Origin of the sequence: Psychroserpens mesophilus, assembly GCF_000826645.1 — a bacterium.
Lineage (GTDB): Bacteria > Bacteroidota > Bacteroidia > Flavobacteriales > Flavobacteriaceae > Psychroserpens > Psychroserpens mesophilus.
Genome location: NZ_JXJP01000003.1, coordinates 429,483 through 449,207 on the forward strand (window position 1 = coordinate 429,483; position 19,725 = coordinate 449,207).

At 33.8% G+C, this 19,725-nt stretch carries 15 protein-coding genes and 3 tRNA genes; 10 read left to right on the forward strand and 8 right to left on the reverse strand.

All coding sequences use genetic code 11. The features are described 5' to 3' along the window. Positions 1–11: 11 nt before the first annotated feature. Genes TD18_RS05710 through TD18_RS05735 form a run of 6 tightly spaced genes read left to right on the forward strand, consistent with a single transcriptional unit; the run spans position 12 to position 4,852 of the window. A complete protein-coding gene (locus TD18_RS05710; RefSeq protein ID WP_040249681.1) occupies positions 12–1,130 on the forward strand; it encodes a hypothetical protein in 1,119 nt (372 codons plus the stop codon). Positions 1,131–1,179: 49 nt separating this feature from the next. Next, positions 1,180–1,839, forward strand: a complete 660-nt coding sequence (locus tag TD18_RS05715) for a DUF4159 domain-containing protein (RefSeq protein WP_040249682.1) — start codon at positions 1,180–1,182, stop codon at positions 1,837–1,839. Positions 1,840–1,847: 8 nt separating this feature from the next. Beyond that, positions 1,848–2,054 (forward strand): hypothetical protein, encoded by a 207-nt coding sequence (locus TD18_RS05720; RefSeq protein WP_040249683.1) that lies wholly within the window; start codon positions 1,848–1,850, stop codon positions 2,052–2,054. After that, positions 2,055–2,555, forward strand: coding sequence for a TrmH family RNA methyltransferase (locus TD18_RS05725; RefSeq protein WP_040249684.1), 501 nt, complete (start codon positions 2,055–2,057; stop codon positions 2,553–2,555). 21 nt (positions 2,556–2,576) lie between these two features. Next, the gene (locus TD18_RS05730) at positions 2,577–3,665 is read left to right on the forward strand and encodes an AI-2E family transporter (RefSeq protein ID WP_040249688.1); all 1,089 of its coding nucleotides are present in this window, start codon (positions 2,577–2,579) and stop codon (positions 3,663–3,665) included. A 5-nt stretch (positions 3,666–3,670) separates the two neighbouring features. Further along, positions 3,671–4,852, forward strand: coding sequence for a class I SAM-dependent methyltransferase (locus TD18_RS05735; RefSeq protein WP_040249691.1), 1,182 nt, complete (start codon positions 3,671–3,673; stop codon positions 4,850–4,852). On the opposite strand, the gene TD18_RS05740 is transcribed toward TD18_RS05735, so the two are convergent. From TD18_RS05740 to TD18_RS05760, 5 genes are all read right to left on the reverse strand, one after another. Next, entirely contained in the window at positions 4,839–5,267 is a 429-nt protein-coding gene (locus TD18_RS05740) for a hypothetical protein (RefSeq protein ID WP_040249693.1), read from the reverse strand. The genes TD18_RS05735 and TD18_RS05740 overlap by 14 nt on opposite strands. A 186-nt stretch (positions 5,268–5,453) precedes the next feature. Then, positions 5,454–5,527, reverse strand: a tRNA-Arg gene (locus TD18_RS05745). Between the two features lie 42 nt (positions 5,528–5,569). Continuing rightward, positions 5,570–5,644 (reverse strand) — tRNA-Pro (locus tag TD18_RS05750). 25 nt (positions 5,645–5,669) lie between these two features. Then, positions 5,670–5,754, reverse strand: a tRNA-Ser gene (locus TD18_RS05755). Positions 5,755–5,848: 94 nt separating this feature from the next. Then, on the reverse strand, positions 5,849–7,891 hold the full coding sequence (locus tag TD18_RS05760; RefSeq protein ID WP_040249695.1) for an HD family phosphohydrolase: 2,043 nt from the start codon (positions 7,889–7,891) through the stop codon (positions 5,849–5,851). Between the two features lie 163 nt (positions 7,892–8,054). Between TD18_RS05760 and TD18_RS05765 the strand changes: the two genes are divergently transcribed. Both TD18_RS05765 and TD18_RS05770 read left to right on the forward strand, forming a co-directional pair. Continuing rightward, positions 8,055–9,233, forward strand: a complete 1,179-nt coding sequence (locus tag TD18_RS05765; protein WP_040249819.1) for an acetyl-CoA C-acyltransferase — start codon at positions 8,055–8,057, stop codon at positions 9,231–9,233. Positions 9,234–9,242: 9 nt separating this feature from the next. Further along, positions 9,243–9,992, forward strand: a complete 750-nt coding sequence (locus tag TD18_RS05770) for a C40 family peptidase (RefSeq protein WP_040249698.1) — start codon at positions 9,243–9,245, stop codon at positions 9,990–9,992. Positions 9,993–10,046: 54 nt separating this feature from the next. Here the strand turns inward: TD18_RS05770 and TD18_RS05775 are convergent, their stop codons facing one another. Together TD18_RS05775 and gyrA are read right to left on the reverse strand one after the other, a co-directional pair. Then, complete coding sequence (locus TD18_RS05775) at positions 10,047–11,312, reverse strand: tetratricopeptide repeat protein (RefSeq protein ID WP_040249701.1); 1,266 nt, start codon at positions 11,310–11,312, stop codon at positions 10,047–10,049. A 32-nt stretch (positions 11,313–11,344) separates the two neighbouring features. After that, positions 11,345–13,894, reverse strand: a complete 2,550-nt coding sequence (gyrA, locus tag TD18_RS05780; RefSeq protein ID WP_040249703.1) for a DNA gyrase subunit A — start codon at positions 13,892–13,894, stop codon at positions 11,345–11,347. Between the two features lie 257 nt (positions 13,895–14,151). Here gyrA and TD18_RS05785 point away from each other — a divergent pair, with 257 nt between their 5' ends. Both TD18_RS05785 and TD18_RS05790 read left to right on the forward strand, forming a co-directional pair. Beyond that, on the forward strand, positions 14,152–16,701 hold the full coding sequence (locus tag TD18_RS05785) for an ATP-dependent Clp protease ATP-binding subunit (protein ID WP_040249821.1): 2,550 nt from the start codon (positions 14,152–14,154) through the stop codon (positions 16,699–16,701). 83 nt (positions 16,702–16,784) lie between these two features. Continuing rightward, positions 16,785–17,168, forward strand: coding sequence for a hypothetical protein (locus tag TD18_RS05790; protein ID WP_040249706.1), 384 nt, complete (start codon positions 16,785–16,787; stop codon positions 17,166–17,168). Positions 17,169–17,433: 265 nt separating this feature from the next. On the opposite strand, the gene TD18_RS17180 is transcribed toward TD18_RS05790, so the two are convergent. After that, a partial coding sequence (locus TD18_RS17180; protein WP_040249709.1) for a T9SS type A sorting domain-containing protein occupies positions 17,434–19,725 on the reverse strand: 2,292 nt, incomplete at its 5' end.

Below are 19,725 nucleotides of genomic sequence, written 5' to 3' on the forward strand. Positions count from 1 at the left end.
ATTGAAACTATATGATTACAGTTAAAGAAATTCAATCTAAAAAAGACCTGAAGCTATTTGTAAAGTTTCCTTTTAAACTCTACAAAGATTCTAAATATTGGGTACCTCCTATTATTAGTCAGGAATTACAAACCTTTGATAAAAAGAAAAACCCAATCTTTCAAGATGCCGAGGCTCGCTTTTTTTTGGCCTACAAAAACAATGAAATTGTTGGACGTGTTGTAGCTATAATTAACTGGTTAGAAGTTGATGGACAAAACCAAAGAAAAATGCGGTTTGGCTGGTTTGATTTTATTGATGATTTAGAGGTATCAAAAGCATTGCTAGAAGAAGTTGAAACTATTGGAAAAGCTCATAAACTAGATTACACAGAAGGACCTGTAGGATTTTCAAACTTAGACAAAGTAGGCGTCATTACTGAAGGATTTGATACAATAGCACCTATGGTCACCTGGTACAATCATGCCTATTATGTTAAGCATTACGAAGCCTTAGGCTATCACATTGAAAAAGGTTATATAGAAAGTAAATTTCCATTTTCCAATGTCAATCCGGAAACATTCGCAAAAGCACAAGAGTTAATTAAACGTCGCTACAATTTAAAAGCGTTAAAATTTTCGAAAACAGAAGAAGTAATGCCTTATGTAGATAAGATGTTTGATTTGTTTAATACAAGTTATGCTTCACTTTCTTCATTTGTGAAAATTACAGACATTCAAAAAGCGTATTTTAAAAAGAAATTTATAAGTTTTGTAAATCCTGAATACATCAAATTTGTAGTGGATAAAAATGATGATTTAATTGGTTTTGCAATTGTAATGCCTGCATTTGCAGAAGCACTACAAAAGGCAAATGGAAAATTATTCCCATTTGGCTTTACACATATTTTAAAAGCTAAAAAGAACAGTAAAGATGTTATTTTTTACCTGATAGGCATACATCCAGAATATCAAAACAAAGGTGTTCATGCCGTAATATTTAACGAGTACTACGACATTTTTACTAAAAAAGGTATTCAGACCTGCTACAGAACACCTGAGCTCGAAGATAACGAAGCTATTCAGAAAATCTGGAAGCATTTCAATCCTGTCGTGTTTAGACGTCGAAAGACCTTCAGAAAAAATCTTTAATTTACGTTAAAAGCAATGATTACCAGTTGTTATTTTATATTTTTGGAATATGTCAAAATTTTGTAAATCTTTATTAATTTTCGTTGGTCTAGTTTCATCTCTTTACTTTAATTCTCATGCGCAAGACTTAGCAATAGTAAAGTATAAAGGTGGAGGTGATTGGTATAGCAATCCAACAGCGCTTCCTAATTTAATTAATTATTGCAACGCCAACATAAACACTAAAATGAATCCTAAACCGGAAACTGTTGATGTTGGTAGCATCGATATTTATCAGTTTCCCTTGTTACACATGACTGGTCATGGAAATGTTTTTTTTAGTGATGAAGATGCTGAAAACCTTCGCAATTATTTGATATCTGGTGGCTTTCTGCATATTGATGACAATTATGGTATGCAGCCTTATATTATAAAGGAATTAAAAAAAGTCTTTCCGAATCAGGAACTGGTTGAATTACCTGCCAATCATGAGATTTTTTATAGTGCTTATACATTTGCAGATGGTTTACCGAAAATTCATGAACACGATGGGAAACGACCTCAGGCTTTTGGCTTATTCCATGAAAGCAGAATGGTATTGCTATTTACTTTTGAAAGCGATCTAGGCGATGGCTGGGAAGATCCTGAAGTACATAATGATCCTCCAAGCGTTAGAGAAAAAGCGCTGCAAATGGGAGCCAATATTGTCAAATATGCTTTTGAGAATTAAATCTAAGCATGAAAACACACAATTACATATCAAAATTTTTAGCTGTACTAATTACAATCGTATTTGCTTTTGAATCGCTACCAGAAATTAACAACCATTCTCATTCTACTGGATTTTCAAACTTTCATCAAGCTCCTTTCAGTAGAGTCTCGTGTTTTTTTGCTGGACCACCAATTCATATGAGTTATGATTGTGGCAAAACGTTTCATTTATAAATGCAACTCGACCACTACTCTACATCATTTACCAAACGCACATTTCCAATCACTTTGGTTTGTGAAAATGTCACGAATGCTCCAAACGTTGGAAGTTTGTTTAGAACTGCCGATGCTTATGGAGTCGAACAATTAATATTATGTGGTGAGCACATTCCACTCGGACGCAAAATGACCAAAACCTCAAGAGCTACTGAGAAGTCGGTAAATTATAAAATATCAGAGAATATTCTTGATGAAGTCAGTCAGCTAAAAACAGAAGGTTATCAAATCATTGCGCTTGAAATCACCAATAAGAGTAAGCCGATTCACACCTTTAAATTTTCAACAAAGCAACCTATTGCTCTTATTATTGGTGATGAGAATTTTGGTGTTTCTGAAACTATACTTCACTTGTGTGACAACGTAATTCATGTTGAAATGTATGGTCAAAATAGTAGTATGAATGTCGTTCAGGCAACCACTGTAGCTTTATATGAAATAAGCAATCAATTCTTATAACAGTTTTTATATCTTTAGATTATGAATTCAAAAATCATCGCTAACGGAATATTAAGAGCTTTTGCTGTGTTAATTGGCATTAGCTTGGTTCTTCTCTTTTTATATAAAATTCAATCTGTAATTGTATATATAGCCATTGCAGCTGTAATTTCACTTATTGGAAGACCTATAATCCTATTTTTGAGACATAAATTAAAATTTAATAACACGTTAGCTGTTATTGTTACAATGGTGTTTTTTATTGCCTTATTTTTAGGACTCATTAGAATGTTTATACCTCTAATAGTTGAACAAGGTCAAAATCTATCACTTTTAGATATTGACCAACTTCAAAATAACGCCGAAAATCTATATTCTGAAATCATTACTTATTTTGACCTTAGTAAGGTAGATGTTGAACAATCTATAAAAGAGTCTGGAATGCTTTCTAAACTAGACTATTCAATCATTCCTAATTTTTTAAACACCTTTATTGGTGGTCTTGGAGAATCTATAATTGGTCTGTTTTCTGTATTATTTATTTCATTTTTCTTCCTAAAAGATAGCAGACTTTTTGAAACCGGAATTATCACATTCATACCAGAATCTAAAGAATCTAGATGGAAAAAGTCTTCTGAAAAAATAAAAGATTTACTATCCAGATACTTTGTTGGTTTGATTTTTCAAATTTTAATTCTATTTATTATTTATACCATAGTCCTTTTAATTTTTGGAATAGAAAACGCCATAGTCATAGCCTTTTTATGTGCACTAATAAACCTTGTACCTTATGTTGGGCCATTGGTTAGTGGTGTTTTAATGGTTGTATTAACCATGTCCAGCAATCTGGGTGAAAGTTTTAGTGATGTAATTTTACCCAAAACAACCTACGTAATGATTGGATTTATCATGGCCCAATTAGTAGATAATTTCTTTAGCCAGCCTTTTATATTTTCCAAAAGCGTAAAGTCTCATCCTCTCGAAATATTTTTAGTAATTATCATTGCTGGTTTATTATTCGGAATCATAGGAATGATAGTCGCTGTACCTTCGTACACAGCTATAAAAGTAATACTCAAGGAATTTCTTTCAGAAAATAGATTAGTCAAAAAACTCACTAAAGATCTCTAATACTTTTGAATCAACATATTTTACATAATGAGGTTCAAACGTTTATTAATTCGCATCTTAATGACGATCTTACTATACTTTTATTGAAAGGACAACAGATTCGAGGTGTAAGCATGAAAGCTATTGTTGAACAAATTGAAGCTAAACAGAAAAGTAAACATAAATTACCCACATGGTTTCAAACTGAAGGCATATATTTTCCGAATAAGCTAAATATCGAGCAAACGTCTTCAGAAACTACTGCAAAACACAAAGCTGAATTGATTTCAGGAAATACAATTATTGATATTACTGGCGGATTTGGGATTGATTGTTACTATTTTTCAAAGCAATTCTCTAAAGTAATTTATTGCGAAATCAACAAAGAGCTTTCAGCAATTGTAGCGCACAATGCACAGTTATTAAAAGCAAAAAGTATTGATTTTGTGCCAGAAGACGGCATTGCTTTTTTAAAAAAGAGCATTGATTATTTTGATTGGATTTATATTGATCCTTCAAGACGACACGATCAAAAAGGAAAAGTGTTTTTCTTAGAAGATTGTTTACCCAATGTCCCTGAACATTTGGATATGCTCTTTACAAAAACAGATCAAATTATGGTTAAAACATCGCCTTTGTTAGATTTATCCATCGGACTAAAAGAATTAAAGAATGTTGCAACCCTGCATATTGTTTCAGTAAAAAATGAAGTCAAAGAATTATTATGGATTCTAAAAAAAGGGTATTCAGATGCTATCAAAATATGCACAGTTAACATTACGAATGACAACAAAGAGCTATTCGATTTTTTTTTAGATGATGAGCAACATGCAGAACCGTCTTATAGCAAGCCACTTACATATTTATACGAACCAAATGTAGCCATATATAAGTCTGGTGCCTTTAAACTGGTTGCGTCAAAACTAGGTGTTTCTAAACTACATAATAACAGCCATCTTTACACATCTGATCAACTTATAAATTTTCCAGGGAGACGTTTTAGAATAGATAATGAATTACCCTATCACAGAAAACGTTTAAAAAAAGAATTGACTACAAAAGCTAATATTACATCCCGGAACTTTCCTGAAACCGTCCAATCCATTCGCAAAAAACTCAATATTAAAGAAGGAGGTCATACTTACCTCTTCTTTACTACAAATCTTACAAACGAAAAAATTGTTTTAAAATGTACTAAAGTTGTGTAGGTACATCAGTATTTAAATTGTTATTCTCATTAATAACAACATCGTATATCATACAGTTATCCATATCAATCTTAACTTCCTTTTCAGAAGCAGAAGTGCTAACGATAAATGTTGTAACACCATCTGGAAATGTTAACGTAGGTGATACACCTCCAGCTGGCACACCGTAGGCATGCGTCATAAGAAGACCGAACTGATCGAATACTTCAAAATCTACTGACAATAAACTGTTGTTAGTTAGTACTGCTTGAGGATCTTGGTTAGAACAAAGTTCTTCAAGCATTTCAAAATCAATTATTTCTTCTTGAGAAACTATTGAATCTTCTTGCATTGGTTCTGCTGCTGATTCTACAGAACAATTATAACACGTAGAAATAACAACTGCGCAAGCAATTGCTTTAAGTAGGTTTTTCATTGGTTTGGGGTTTAATGAAAATTATAGAACAAATGTAGGTTAAATTTTCTCAATAACAAACAAAATTATCGTCTAAATGTGTATTTTATTCGATGAAATACATATTTAACGATCAAATATCGATGAAATGCACTCATAATTCGACTAAAAACAAAAAAGACTTAACAATTAAGTTAAGTCTTTTTGTGAGCCCGATAGGATTCGAACCTATGACCGCCTCCTTAGAAGGGAGGTGCTCTATCCAGCTGAGCTACGAGCCCGTAACTCTAATATTCAATTTACTGAATATTATTATCAATTAGTCGGAGTGGCAGGATTCGAACCTGCGACCTCCGCGTCCCAAACGCGGCGCGATAACCGGGCTACGCTACACTCCGAAATGGTTATCTATTATTATATAAGCGGAGAGTGCGGGATTCGAACCCGCGCGACAGTTACCCGTCGACAGTTTAGCAAACTGCTCCATTAACCACTCTGGCAACTCTCCTATTTTATAAAGAACGTACTTTAAAATCGGTTGCAAATGTAACTTTTCATTACCAAGAACGCAACTATTTTTAAAACTTTTTCTTGTAGTTTTTCTATTCTGGGTATTCTATCCTGAGATGGAATATGTTAGCGAGTTTATTTTTAAGGACTTTCTTTATTAATTGTATCTCTTTAAATGTAATATTTGCGTTCAAAAATTGTCCGTCATCCATTTGTTTGCTAATTATAGACTCCACAAACTTATCAATTTTTGTTGAGGATGGATCTTTCAAACTTTTAGAAGCAGCTTCTACACTGTCACACATCATTAATATAGCTGTTTCTTTACTATATGGTTTTGGCCCAGGATATCTAAAGTCGGTATCAGAAATGGTAGCATCGAGCTCTTTCTCTTTCATATAAAAATAATAAACCATACTCGTTCCATGATGGGTTCTTATAAAATCTATGACGCGATCTGGCAAATTATTTTTCTTGGCTATTTCTATTCCGTCTATTACATGATCAATAATAATCTTTGCACTTTCTCGAGATGATAGTTCGTCATGTGGATTTATTCCTGTGGCTTGATTTTCGGTAAAATAAGTAGGTGCTTTCATTTTACCAATATCATGATATAAAGCTCCTACCCTAACTAACATGGCATTTGCGCCTATTTCATTTGCTGAAGCTTCCGCCAAGTTAGCCACATTTAATGAATGATGAAATGTGCCTGGTGCTTTATTTGATAATTCTTTTAAAAGTTTTGTATTTGTGTCTGATAATTCAAGAAGGGAAACGTCTGAGACCAGACCAAATAATTTTTCATAAATATAGATAAGAGGCTGAACAAATAAGGTTGCTAATCCGCATAAAATAAATAGACCAAAAGTTTCCAGTTTCAAACTCGTTATATTTCCTTCATGAATGACAAAAAAAGCAAAATATGCAATGATGTAAATTAATGTTATTTGTCCAACCGAAATAAATAAATTGGCACGTTTATATAACTCTGAAACCGTAAGAATAGTTACAATACCTGCAATAATTTGAAGAAACATATACTCATAACTATTAGGGACAATAAATCCCAACAATAAGACAGTAAGTACATGCGCAAATAATCCTAGTCGTGCATCAAAAAAGGCCTTTAACACTAATGGTAAAATACATAGTGGAATAACATATACCTGCTTAGAATTGTAATTGATAATTAAAGTGGTTAAAAGAATCATCAATAAAATATTGAAAAATATAAAAGTGACTTTAGTATTGTCTAAAAACACTTCAATTCGATACTTTCGTAAGAAAAGCAACAGCATTAAAAGAGCTAAAGCGACGAGCAAGGCGTAAGCAAATACAACTAAATTATAGTTGGAAGAATTCCAAACCTGAGACTCATATTCTGATTCTAAAGATTTTAAAATATCATATTTATTTCCTTCAACAATTTCCCCTTTGGAAATGATTAAGGTTTCTTTTTCGATACTACCTCTAACCGTTGAAATGCTGTTTAATTCTTCTTGAAGTGCATTTTCAGTAAGTGATGAATTAAGAGAAATATTAGGTGAAATAATGTCAAAAAACAAAGAGATAAATGCAGGTTCATACTTTAATAAATCATTGTAAACTAAAGCGTCTTCAATGATTGTTCTAAATTCATCTATTTTAGTTAATTGTCCGTAATTAATGTCTGCTACTTGTTTTTGGTCTTCAACCAGAATAATGCTCTTATCATCTGGATATTTATAATTCTCATCAAGAACACCAAAACGGTATAAATTATCTATTGCAGATTTCCCAACATCCTTAAGCATTCTTTTTTGGGGAATTGTATCCAGAAATATATCATCAAATTTCTCATTATACAATTTAAAAACTTCCGACTTTACATTTGTATTAATATCAAAGTATATTGGACTTACTGCTTTAATGTCTTGTTCTTCCTTTTGGATCTCATCAAATGATTTTTTTATTGCAAAATCAAAAGGCGCATACAAATTTTCAGATTGCCATGGCTTTCCTTTATCGAAATCATATTTAAATTTTCCACTTTTTGGAAATAAATACACAATTAAAAAAGTGGTACTCAAAAACAAAAGGACTTTATATAAAAGTGAATGGTTTTTGTACCATTTATTAATGAAATCTTCCATCTTGTGTATTAAGGAGTTACTTATACCTTTAAGTTAAGGTGTATTTGTATTCATTCAAAAGTAATAAAATATAATAGATTAAACTTTTGATGTTCTCAAATTGATAGCAAAAAATCTATTAAAAATGATTAATTTTGCATCAATTAACAAAAACGGAATAGAAATGAGTAAAGAAGTCGTTATTGTTTCAGCAGCAAGAACACCAATAGGAAGCTTTTTAGGTGCATTATCAACAGTTCCAGCGCCTAAACTTGGAGCAACCGCTATTAAAGGCGCTTTAGATAAAATTAATTTAAAGCCAGAAATGGTTCAAGAAGTATTAATGGGTAATGTTGTTCAAGCTGGTACAGGTCAAGCTCCAGCAAGACAAGCAGCCATCTATGCAGGTATTCCTGATACTGTTCCTTGTACCACAATAAATAAAGTATGTGCTTCTGGAATGAAAGCTGTAATGCAAGCGGCACAATCTATTGCTTTAGGCGATGCTGATATCATTGTAGCTGGTGGTATGGAAAATATGAGTTTAATACCACATTACTACCATGCCAGAACAGCAACTAAATTTGGTCCTGCCACTATGGAAGATGGCATGCAAAAAGATGGACTCGTAGATGCTTACGATAACAATGCTATGGGAGTTTGTGCTGACGCATGTGCTACTGAATACGATTTCTCCCGTGAAGATCAGGATGCTTTTGCTATTCAATCTTACAAACGTTCAGCAGCTGCTTGGGATGCTGGCAAATTTGATAATGAGGTTGTTCCTGTTGAAGTGCCTCAACGTCGTGGTGATGCTATTGTCGTATCAAAAGATGAAGAATATACCAATGTCAAAATAGAAAAAATACCGGCTTTACGTCCTGCTTTTACTAAAGAAGGAACTGTAACTGCTGCTAATGCATCAACCATTAATGATGGTGCTGGAGCGATGGTATTAATGAGTAAAGAAAAAGCTCTAGAATTAGGATTAAAACCTTTAGCTACAATAAAAAGTTATGCTGATGCTGCTCAAGAGCCCAAATGGTTTACTACTGCTCCTGCTAAAGCTTTACCACTAGCATTAGATAAAGCTGGAATCTCGATTGATGATGTCGACTATTTTGAATTTAATGAGGCATTTTCTGTTGTTGGCTTGGCTAATATGAAAATTCTCGGACTTAATGACAGTAATGTAAATGTTAATGGCGGTGCCGTTTCTTTAGGTCATCCATTAGGTTGTTCTGGTGTTAGAATTTTGATTACCTTACTTAATGTTCTTGAGCAAAACAATGCTAAAATTGGAGCTGCTGCTATTTGTAATGGTGGTGGTGGTGCTTCTGCTGTAGTATTAGAACGCAATTAACCTATATTGATGCAATACGGAATTTGTCATCTGAGTATTGTTCCACTTAGAGTTGAACCTAGTGACACTTGTGAGTTAGTCTCTCAGGTGCTTTATGGTGAAATTTTTAAAGTTTTGGAACCACGTAAATCTTGGAGTCGAATTCGTTTAGCTTATGATAACTATGAAGGTTGGATTGACAATAAGCAGTACTTAGAAATAACTGAAGAGTCCTATATTTCCATACAAAGTGAAGCTCATATACTTTCTAATGATTTAATTGAATATGTAGAAGACGAAAATAAGCAATTAACAACCATCCCATTTGGTGCATCACTGAATGGTTTAAGTTTATTAAAGCATACTTTTGAAGGCAGTTCTATATCTACAAAACAACCTAAAGAAAATCTTATAAAAACAGCATTCACCTATTTAAATGCACCTTATCTCTGGGGAGGAAAAACGCCATTTGGTATTGATTGTTCTGGTTTTACTCAAATGGTGTATAAATTAAATGGTTATCATCTTCTGCGTGATGCTTCTCAACAAGCTAATCAAGGACTAGCCTTAAGTTTTATTGAAGAAAGTGAACCTGGAGATTTAGCGTTTTTTGATAATAGTGAAGGGCAAATTACTCATGTTGGTATCATTATGGAAAATAATTATATTATTCATGCTCACGGAAAAGTACGAATTGACAGATTAGATCATTCTGGTATATATAATGTTGACAAAAACAGTCATACGCATAAACTCAGAGTTATCAAGAAAATAATATAAAAAAAAGCCACTCGAAATGAGTGGCTTTTTTTTTATTACAATAGATATATATATCTATTCTTTGATCTTTGATTTGTACATTTTAGCTTTATCGACTTCTCCAATAGCTAGATAAATGTTATTCAATTGTTGGTAAATATCATTACTCCCACTTGGATTACCATCTAAAAACTTAATTAATATGTTAGCTCCTTCTCGAAACAAATTAACTTTCTGTTCTTTTAATTCATCATACCTTTGAAAATCAGCGTTAGACGTACCTAGATTGTTCATCTCTTCTACTAATTTATTTCCTTCTTCAATGTAAGTAGTAGAAATATTAAGCGCTGCATCTTTCATAGAAGGATCTAATTCTAAAGCCTTCTTAAAAGCTTTTCTAGCTTCTTCATAATCACCTTCTTTCATCGTCATCACACCTATATTATAACGAAGTGATGCATTATTTGGGTCCTTTAAGGTTGCTTCTTCCATTAAGCTCTTAAATTTTTCATTATTACCCAATTTCAATTCAATATTAGCTTCTGAAATAATTAATGATGCATCATCCGGATTTTCAGATCTAGCTTCTTTAATTGCCTTAATCGCTTTTTCATCCTCTCCTTTACTGATATAAATCAGAGCTATGTTCTTTATGATTTCACCAGATCTTGACTCTGTTTTCTTTTCTTTAGGAACAATATGCGTTCCGCCTCTAACTGCAAAATCTCTCAGAGATTTATTATCAAAATTTTCAGGTTCTCCAGTTTCTTTATTAGTTGCTGAATATTCCATCTCAATACCTGTATAACCTAAATCTCTTAATTCTTCATAAAGCTTTAAAGAAGTATCATAATCTTGACCTGTAACTGCAGTTGACGCAGCGTAGTAAAGATATAAGGTGTCTTTTGGAGACATGCGATACGCTTTATTAAAACCATCAGAAGACTGCATGTAACGCTTTTCCTGTAAAGCTGTATTTGCTTTTGTTAGAAAATTACCTAACATGGTTTTTTTCATGTCTTCAACATTGGAAGAGTATTTTATTTTACCAGACTTGGCTTCAATATCTTTTACCATATTGAAACTTTTAATAGCTTTATCTGTATCTTCATTAGAACCAGCTCCATTAGCATAGAGTGCTTCTCCTTTTAAAAAATAGAATTTAGCCTTTGTCTTATCATCCGCTGAGCCGATGAGTGCTTCAGCAGATTGAATTGCAGCTTTTGCATCTGCGAAATTTTTGTTTTTAATTGCTTTTTCAGCAGCTTTCAGTTCATCTTTCTGAGAGAAGGAAAAAGTACTTACTAGAAGTGCTAAAGCAATTATGATTTGCTTTTTCATTATTAAATAGTTTTAATTAGTGTTAATTATAGTTATTCTTCTTCGTTGATATCAAGAGTTGTGCCATCTTCATTAACATCTTGAATATCGGTAGCATTTAAATCTAAATCGTCTTCATCTTCATCTTTCATAACTTTAGCCACTGCAGCAATAGAATCACCTCCTTTAAGGTTGATTAATTTCACACCTTGTGTGGCACGACCCATTACTCGTAAATCATTAACCGCCATTCTAATTGCAATACCTGATTTATTAATAATCATTAAGTCGTCGTCATCTGTTACTGTTTTAATAGCTACTAAGTGTCCTGTTTTTTCAGTAATAGAAATAGTTTTAACACCTTTTCCTCCACGATTAGTTATTCTGTAAACAGCTTCACCATCTTCTGGATCATCGATATAGGTTCGTTTTCCATAGCCTTTTTCAGAAACCACAAGAACAGATTCTTCTTGAGGATTTTCTATAGCAACCATTCCAATTACTTCATCCTTATCATTTGCCAGTTTAATTCCTCTAACTCCTGAAGCATTTCTTCCCATTGGTCGCGTCTTGGCTTCCTCAAATCGAATCGCTTTACCTGACTTAAGCGCAAGCATAACCTGACTGTTTCCAGTCGTCAATTTTGCTTCTAGTAGTTCATCATCTTCCTTGATTGTAATGGCATTGATTCCATTAGTTCTCGGACGAGAATATTGTTCTAAAGCTGTTTTCTTAACCTGACCGTTTTTAGTCGCCATAATGACATAATGACTATTAATGTAATCTTCATCTTTTAAATCTTGAGTACAGATAAAAGCCATGACTTTGTCATCTTGCTCAATGTTAATCAAGTTTTGAATAGCTCGTCCTTTAGACGTTTTACTTCCTTCAGGAATTTCATAAACTCGCATCCAGAAACATTTTCCTTTCTGAGTAAAGAACAACATATACTGGTGATTTGTACCAACAAATAAATGTTCTAAGAAATCTTCATTTCTAGTCGTTGAAGCCTTTTGACCAACGCCTCCTCTATGTTGGGTTTTGTATTCTGTAAGTGATGTTCTTTTAATGTAACCTGCATGAGAGATTGTAATCACAACCTGCTCATCTGGAATCATATCTTCAATACTTAAATCGCCTCCAGCATATTCTATTTTTGAGCGACGCTCATCACCATATTTATCTTTTACAACTAAAAGTTCTTCTTTGATGATGTCCATACGACGCTCTTTCTTATCAAGAATGTCTTTTAAATCTTCAATGGTTTTCATCAATTCTTCATACTCACTACGTAGCTTATCTTGCTCCAGTCCAGTTAATTGACGTAAACGCATTTCTACGATAGCTTTCGCTTGAATTTCTGAAAGCTTAAAGCGTTCGATTAACTTTTCTCGGGCTTCATCTGCATTTGAAGAGGCTCTGATAAGTGCAATAACTTCATCAATATTATCAGAAGCTATAATTAAACCTTCTAAGATGTGAGCACGTTCTTCTGCTTTGCGTAATTCATATCTTGTACGTCTAACAACAACTTCATGTCTGTGTTCCACAAAATGATGAATCATATCTTTAAGATTCAATAATTGTGGACGACCTTTTACTAATGCAATATTGTTAACGCTAAAAGACGATTGTAATGCTGTATATTTATACAACATATTCAATACGATATTTGGAATAGCATCACGTTTTAATACATAAACGATGCGCATTCCATTTCTATCAGACTCATCTCTAATTAACGAAATCCCATCAATCTTTTTATCATTAATAAGGTCTGCTGTTTTTTTAATCATATCAGCTTTATTCACCTGATATGGAATTTCAGTCACGATAATGGTTTCTCTACCTTGAACTTCTTCAATAATAGCCTTTCCTCTCATGACAATTCGTCCGCGTCCTGTTTTAAAAGCTTCGCGAACACCATCGTAACCATAGATCGTACCTCCAGTTGGGAAATCAGGAGCTTTGACATGCGTTATGAGCTCGTCAATTTCAATGTCATTATTATCGATATAAGCTACTGTTCCATCAACCACTTCACTTAAATTGTGAGGTGGCATATTGGTAGCCATACCTACTGCAATACCAGATGCTCCATTTACTAAAAGCCCAGGAATACGAGTAGGTAACACCGTAGGCTCTTGTAAAGTATCATCAAAATTTAATTTATGATCAACAGTTTCCTTATCAATATCAGCAAGCATATCTTCAGATATCTTACGCATACGAGCTTCCGTGTAACGCATTGCTGCAGGACTATCACCATCGATAGAACCAAAGTTTCCTTGTCCGTCAACTAACATGTAACGCAAACTCCATTCCTGAGCCATACGCACCATTGCATCATAAACCGAAGTATCGCCATGGGGATGATACTTACCAAGTACCTCTCCAACAATTCTAGCCGACTTTTTGTGGGCTGTATTCGATCTAACTCCTAATTCATGCATACCGTATAACACACGTCTATGAACAGGTTTTAAACCATCTCTCACATCTGGTAATGCACGTGACACAATGACTGACATTGAATAATCAATGTAAGCCGATTTCATTTCATCTTCTATGTTAATAGGGATCAATTTTTCTCCTTCTGCCATAAATAAAATAATTAGATTTTTTGTAGGTTTTCAAAACATGCTAAGATAACCAATTTCATAGTGTTTACAGAACTTATAAAACTCTTTTTTAATATTTTTTATTAACAAAATTTGGCATTTATTTTTAATAAGTTACTTGTTAAAAACTTTGATTTTGTAAAGTTTTTTTAGTCTATTAGACTAATATTATATTTTAAGGTATAGTTTTTGCCTTTTTATACTTGTTTTTACTATTTTTAATGCAGAAAGAGTTTACTATGGATGATAATTTTTCCCCAAGAGTCAAAGACGTAATTGCGTTTAGCAAAGAAGAAGCTTTACGTTTAGGCCACGATTTTATTGGTACCGAACATTTAATGTTAGGCTTACTTCGCGATGGTAGCGGAAAGGCAATTGATATTTTAAGTGCTTTAGATATAGATCTGAATCACCTACGACGCAAAGTAGAAATATTAAGTCCTGCCAACCCTAATATTACGATAACCTCTAATGAAAAGAAGAATCTTCATCTTACGAGACAAGCTGAACGCGCTTTAAAAACTACTTTTTTAGAAGCTAAACTTTTTCAAAGCACTTCTATTAATACTGCACATTTATTATTGTGTATTTTAAGAAATGAAAACGATCCTACAACTAAACTTTTAAATAAGTTGAAAGTAGATTATGATAATGTTAAAGAACAATTCAAATTTATGATAACAAACGAAGATGATTTTATAGACGAGCCAAAAGCAGAATCTTTTTCAGATGATGAACCAACTGAAGATGATGATGCTAAACAAAATCCATTTGGTCAGACTGGTTCTAAGTCTACTAAAAAATCCAAAACACCTGTTTTAGATAATTTTGGTAGAGATTTAACGGTTATGGCTGAGGAAGGCAAATTAGATCCCGTTGTAGGTCGTGAAAAAGAAATACAACGTGTCTCGCAAATTTTAAGCAGACGTAAAAAGAATAACCCTTTATTAATTGGAGAACCAGGTGTTGGTAAATCTGCCATCGCTGAAGGTTTAGCGCTTAGAATTGTAAAGCGTAAGGTATCACGTATTCTTTTCAACAAACGTGTGGTTACTCTAGATTTAGCGAGCTTAGTCGCTGGAACAAAATACAGAGGACAATTTGAAGAACGTATGAAAGCCGTTATGAACGAGCTTGAGAAGAATGACGATATCATTTTGTTTATTGATGAAATTCACACTATTGTTGGTGCTGGAGGCGCAACTGGAAGTTTAGATGCGTCTAATATGTTTAAGCCTGCTTTAGCCAGAGGAGAAATTCAATGTATTGGTGCAACTACGCTTGATGAGTACAGACAATACATCGAAAAAGATGGTGCTTTAGAGCGTCGTTTTCAGAAAGTCATAGTCGAGCCTACTACTGTAGAAGAAACCATTGAAATCCTTAATAATATTAAAGGAAAATACGAAGAACATCACAATGTTGATTATACAGATGAAGCTATTGAAGCGTGTGTAAAATTAACTAACAGATATATGACTGAACGCTTCTTACCAGATAAAGCGATTGATGCTTTAGATGAAGCTGGTTCACGTGTACACATCACAAATATAGATGTGCCAAAACAAATCCTGGAGCTTGAGAAGAAACTGGAAGAAGTCAAAGAAACTAAAAATACGGTTGTTAAAAAACAAAAGTACGAGGAAGCTGCTAAATTAAGAGATGATGAAAAGCGCTTGGAGAAAGATTTAGCTTTAGCTCAGGAAAAATGGGAAGAAGAAACGAAACAGCATAGAGAAATTGTTACAGAGGATAATGTTGCAGATGTGGTCTCTATGATGACAGGAATTCCTGTAAATAGAATTGCTCAGACCGAAAGCAACAAGCTCGCACAACTACCAGAATTGATAAAAGGAAAAGTTATTGGTCAGGATGAAGCTGTCGCAAAGGTTGTTAAAGCCATTCAGCGTAATCGTGCTGGACTTAAAGATCCTAATAAGCCAATTGGTTCATTTATATTTTTAGGTCAAACTGGTGTTGGTAAAACGCAATTAGCTAAAGTATTAGCTCGTGAGCTATTTGATAGCGAGGATGCCTTAGTCAGAATTGATATGAGTGAATATATGGAGAAATTTGCAATCTCCAGACTTATTGGAGCACCTCCTGGTTATGTTGGTTATGAAGAAGGCGGACAACTTACTGAAAAAGTGAGACGTAAGCCTTATGCTGTTATTCTCTTAGATGAAATTGAAAAAGCACATCCTGATGTCTTTAATATGTTGCTTCAGGTACTTGATGATGGTTATCTTACTGATAGTTTAGGGCGTAAAATTGATTTTAGAAATACGATCATTATCATGACCTCGAATATTGGTGCTAGAAAATTGAAAGATTTCGGACAAGGAGTTGGTTTCGGAACAGCAGCCAAAACAGCACAAGCCGATGACAATAGCCGTAGCATCATAGAAAATGCTCTGAAAAAAGCATTTGCTCCTGAATTCCTAAATAGAATTGATGATGTTATGGTTTTTAATGCTCTTGAAAAAGAAGACATCAATAAGATTATTGATATTGAATTAGCATTTCTTATCAAGAGAATCAAAGATTTGGGTTACGAACTAAAACTGTCAAATAAAGCTAAAGACTATATTGCTGAAAAAGGATTTGACAAACAATATGGTGCAAGACCTTTAAAGCGCGCTATTCAAAAATACATTGAAGACGCATTGGCTGAAGAAATCATTAATTCACAGTTGCAGGAAGGCGATAAAATAATTATGGATCTGGATACAAAATCTGATGAATTAACCATAAAAATTGAAAAGCCAAAAAAGCATTCTGAATCGTAAATTTTACACATAAATTGATAAACGTCTAGAAAATTTCTAGACGTTTTTTTTTGCTTTAACAGAAGATATTGTTAACTTTAAGTATGACTGATGTTTTAAAATATGATTTTTGTACAATGCATATTTATGATCACTACATGATTGTAGTTATAAATGAAGGTGTGACAGTTACACCTGAGCATAATTCTGTATTGTTAAATGTAGCAGATACGTATTATAAAAACACCAGATTCGTTTACATTACACATCGGCTTTATTCTTATGCCGTTGATCCTGCTGTTTATAGAGAGACATCTAAAATTGAGAACCTTGCTGGCTTCTGTGTAGTTTCTTCAGATTACAAAGCCAAACGCAACGCGGAAATAGAAAAATTGTTTTTAAATAAACCTTTTGAAATTTTAGATACTATTGATGAGGCCACATCTTGGGCTGATTCTATTTTGAATACAAAACAAAATCAAATCTAGATATCGTTTTTATTTAGCCTCCAATTATTAAAATTATTCCATACCATTCAAGTACCCCTATCTTTAAGAGCATTTCTTTAGTAAAAAAAAATCTAGAACTCTTTAAATATCATATATCTTTTTGTCTTATTAATTTGAAATTTGTTTTCACTATAAATGATTAATATTCTTTTACAACCTAAAGCATAAAAAAAGACAGCTATTTCTAGCTGTCTTTTATATATACCCTTAGGGAATTCCCTAATTATTTAATTCTCATTACTCATTACTTCTTACCTGAAGATACAATCTTCTTAGTAACCGAACCTTGATTAGTCGTTAACTTCACATAGAATACCTGATTAGAAGTTCTTGATAGATCTAATGTCGTTCTACCTGTTGAACCTGCAACATATCTTGTGTTCGTTTCTGTTAATACTAATAATCCTTTAGTATCGAAGAACTCAATAGTCACATCTGTTCTGTAATCAAATTCATAAGTAATCGTTACCTCATTATCAAATGGTACTGGGAACGCTTTGAAATCGATTTTCTCTTCTTGATGATCTAGCCCACTTTCTCTATTAATATTAAAATAAATAGGGGATCCACTAATTATTTGTATACAGCTAGAGCTAAGACCAGCGGCATTAGTTGCAGTCCAAGTTCGAATTATTTGGTTTACTTCCAAAGGTTCTCCTCCAAAAGGATTGTCAAACAACAAAGATTCACCTAATTCATCTGTATAAGATATAGCAGAAATTATATTACCACAACCATTGGTTGCTACTGCATACCCAGCATTATCAGGTGATGAATCAAATGTTTCTTGAGGTTCCCCTAAAAAGCCCCATGGATCAAATAATATTCCAGTTTGATTAGGACACGTAATTATTGGTTCTTCATTACACTGATTAGAAATAGACCAAGTGTACGTTACATCACATGTACCAACATTACCACAACCATCATCTGCTGTAAACGTACGAACTAATGTAAATATGGTTGTACTTGTATACTCAGGACACTGTAAAGTAAATGCTTTATTATGACCATCTTGTGCTTCAAAGTACCATGCATTAGCATCACAAATTTCAAATGCATCTGCACTTGCTGTTCCTGCTACGAATGGTCCGTTTCCGTTACCGAAGTCTTGCCATACATCATACTGTCCACTAGAAGGATTGTAAATAACTTCGAAAGTTCCATATTCTGTTAATATGGCTCCGTTTAAGTTAGTAATCGCCCCTGTGTAATATGGTTCATCATTTTGAGTACCAGCTGGCTGACCTTCTAATGTTAGCACATATCCTGCTTCAAAAGTAAAGACATAGTCTCCACCAACATATACAACTTCACCTTGATCTTCTTGTAAATCATCAGAATACGCTTCAGTTTCACCAGAACCTTGACAGTTGTCAGTCCAAGTTGCTTTATCAGCAAACTCAGTTGGAGTTTCAGTAACTAAACCAAAATCTTCACCTTCTGGACACTCTACTACTGGAGCTGTGTCATCGACAACGATAAATGTACATAAGAAAGGTTCAGATACGTTTTCACATAAATCTTCCACTTCAAATGTTACTGTTAAAGTTGTAGAACAATCTCCTTGAGCTGTTGATTTACCAATTACTCTAAACGTTAATTCATCAACATCAGCACAGTTGTCTGTAAAGCAAGGTACTAATGTACCATTCATTTGAGCTACTGTTATTCCAGCAACAGACCATGAATTATCACCTGCAGAGATTTCATCACCAATGTTTAGTGAGATTGAAGCATCAGCTGGGCATACTGCACCATTCTCTGTTCCAATTACCATCACTTCATCAGCACACTCACCTGTTGCCATTGGAGCTTCTGAATCACCACCTTGGTAGTTGATCTTGAATGTTGGGTATAGATTACCACAGTTATCAGACACTGTATATTCAAATACTCTAATCCACTCGCAATCTGATCCGATTGCTAACTTCTCTACTTTCAATACATTATCAGCTGTGATATCTGTACAGTTATCTGAGAATAACGCTGCTATCTCTTCCTCTGTTGGCTCTCCTAAATCAGAATCTTTACAAGCGTTAACCGTATTCTCTCCCATTGGGATCTCTCCGTCTAATTCTGGTGCCATAGTATCTTCACCACTATTCACAATTACCAAGTTTGGTAACTTGTTACCACAAGTATCTTTAATTTCATACTCGTAAGTCGCTGTCCATCCACAATCGTCACCTACAATATTAGGCTCAAATGGTGTTACTACAACATCACCACAGTTATCTGTATAAGCGGCCTGGATAGCTCCTAAATCTGGTGCTCCTGGGTTTTCACTTAAACACTGTAATCCTGTTACACCCTCTGGTAAGTCTCCTACCAATTCTGGTGCTGTCTTATCTCCACCATTATGGTAGATCTTAACTGGTGCTGCATAGTTTCCACAGTCATCTACAATAGTATATCTGTATAATACTGCCCATAGACAATCTGTATTCTCCGCTGGAGATACAATCTCTAAGGTCGCATTTACATTACCACAGTTATCTGTAAATAATGCTTCTATCTCCTGCTCTGTTGGTGG

Coding starts and splice junctions, on each gene's coding strand:
- TD18_RS05760 (WP_040249695.1), bottom strand. CDS start 7,891: ATGGAAGATTTCATTAATAAATGGTACAAAAACCATTCACTTTTATAT.
- TD18_RS05740 (WP_040249693.1), bottom strand. CDS start 5,267: ATGAAAAACCTACTTAAAGCAATTGCTTGCGCAGTTGTTATTTCTACG.
- TD18_RS05725 (WP_040249684.1), top strand. CDS start 2,055: ATGCAACTCGACCACTACTCTACATCATTTACCAAACGCACATTTCCA.
- TD18_RS05770 (WP_040249698.1), top strand. CDS start 9,243: ATGCAATACGGAATTTGTCATCTGAGTATTGTTCCACTTAGAGTTGAA.
- TD18_RS05775 (WP_040249701.1), bottom strand. CDS start 11,312: ATGAAAAAGCAAATCATAATTGCTTTAGCACTTCTAGTAAGTACTTTT.
- gyrA (WP_040249703.1), bottom strand. CDS start 13,894: ATGGCAGAAGGAGAAAAATTGATCCCTATTAACATAGAAGATGAAATG.
- TD18_RS05785 (WP_040249821.1), top strand. CDS start 14,152: ATGGATGATAATTTTTCCCCAAGAGTCAAAGACGTAATTGCGTTTAGC.
- TD18_RS05715 (WP_040249682.1), top strand. CDS start 1,180: ATGTCAAAATTTTGTAAATCTTTATTAATTTTCGTTGGTCTAGTTTCA.
- TD18_RS05720 (WP_040249683.1), top strand. CDS start 1,848: ATGAAAACACACAATTACATATCAAAATTTTTAGCTGTACTAATTACA.
- TD18_RS05790 (WP_040249706.1), top strand. CDS start 16,785: ATGACTGATGTTTTAAAATATGATTTTTGTACAATGCATATTTATGAT.
- TD18_RS05710 (WP_040249681.1), top strand. CDS start 12: ATGATTACAGTTAAAGAAATTCAATCTAAAAAAGACCTGAAGCTATTT.
- TD18_RS05730 (WP_040249688.1), top strand. CDS start 2,577: ATGAATTCAAAAATCATCGCTAACGGAATATTAAGAGCTTTTGCTGTG.
- TD18_RS05765 (WP_040249819.1), top strand. CDS start 8,055: ATGAGTAAAGAAGTCGTTATTGTTTCAGCAGCAAGAACACCAATAGGA.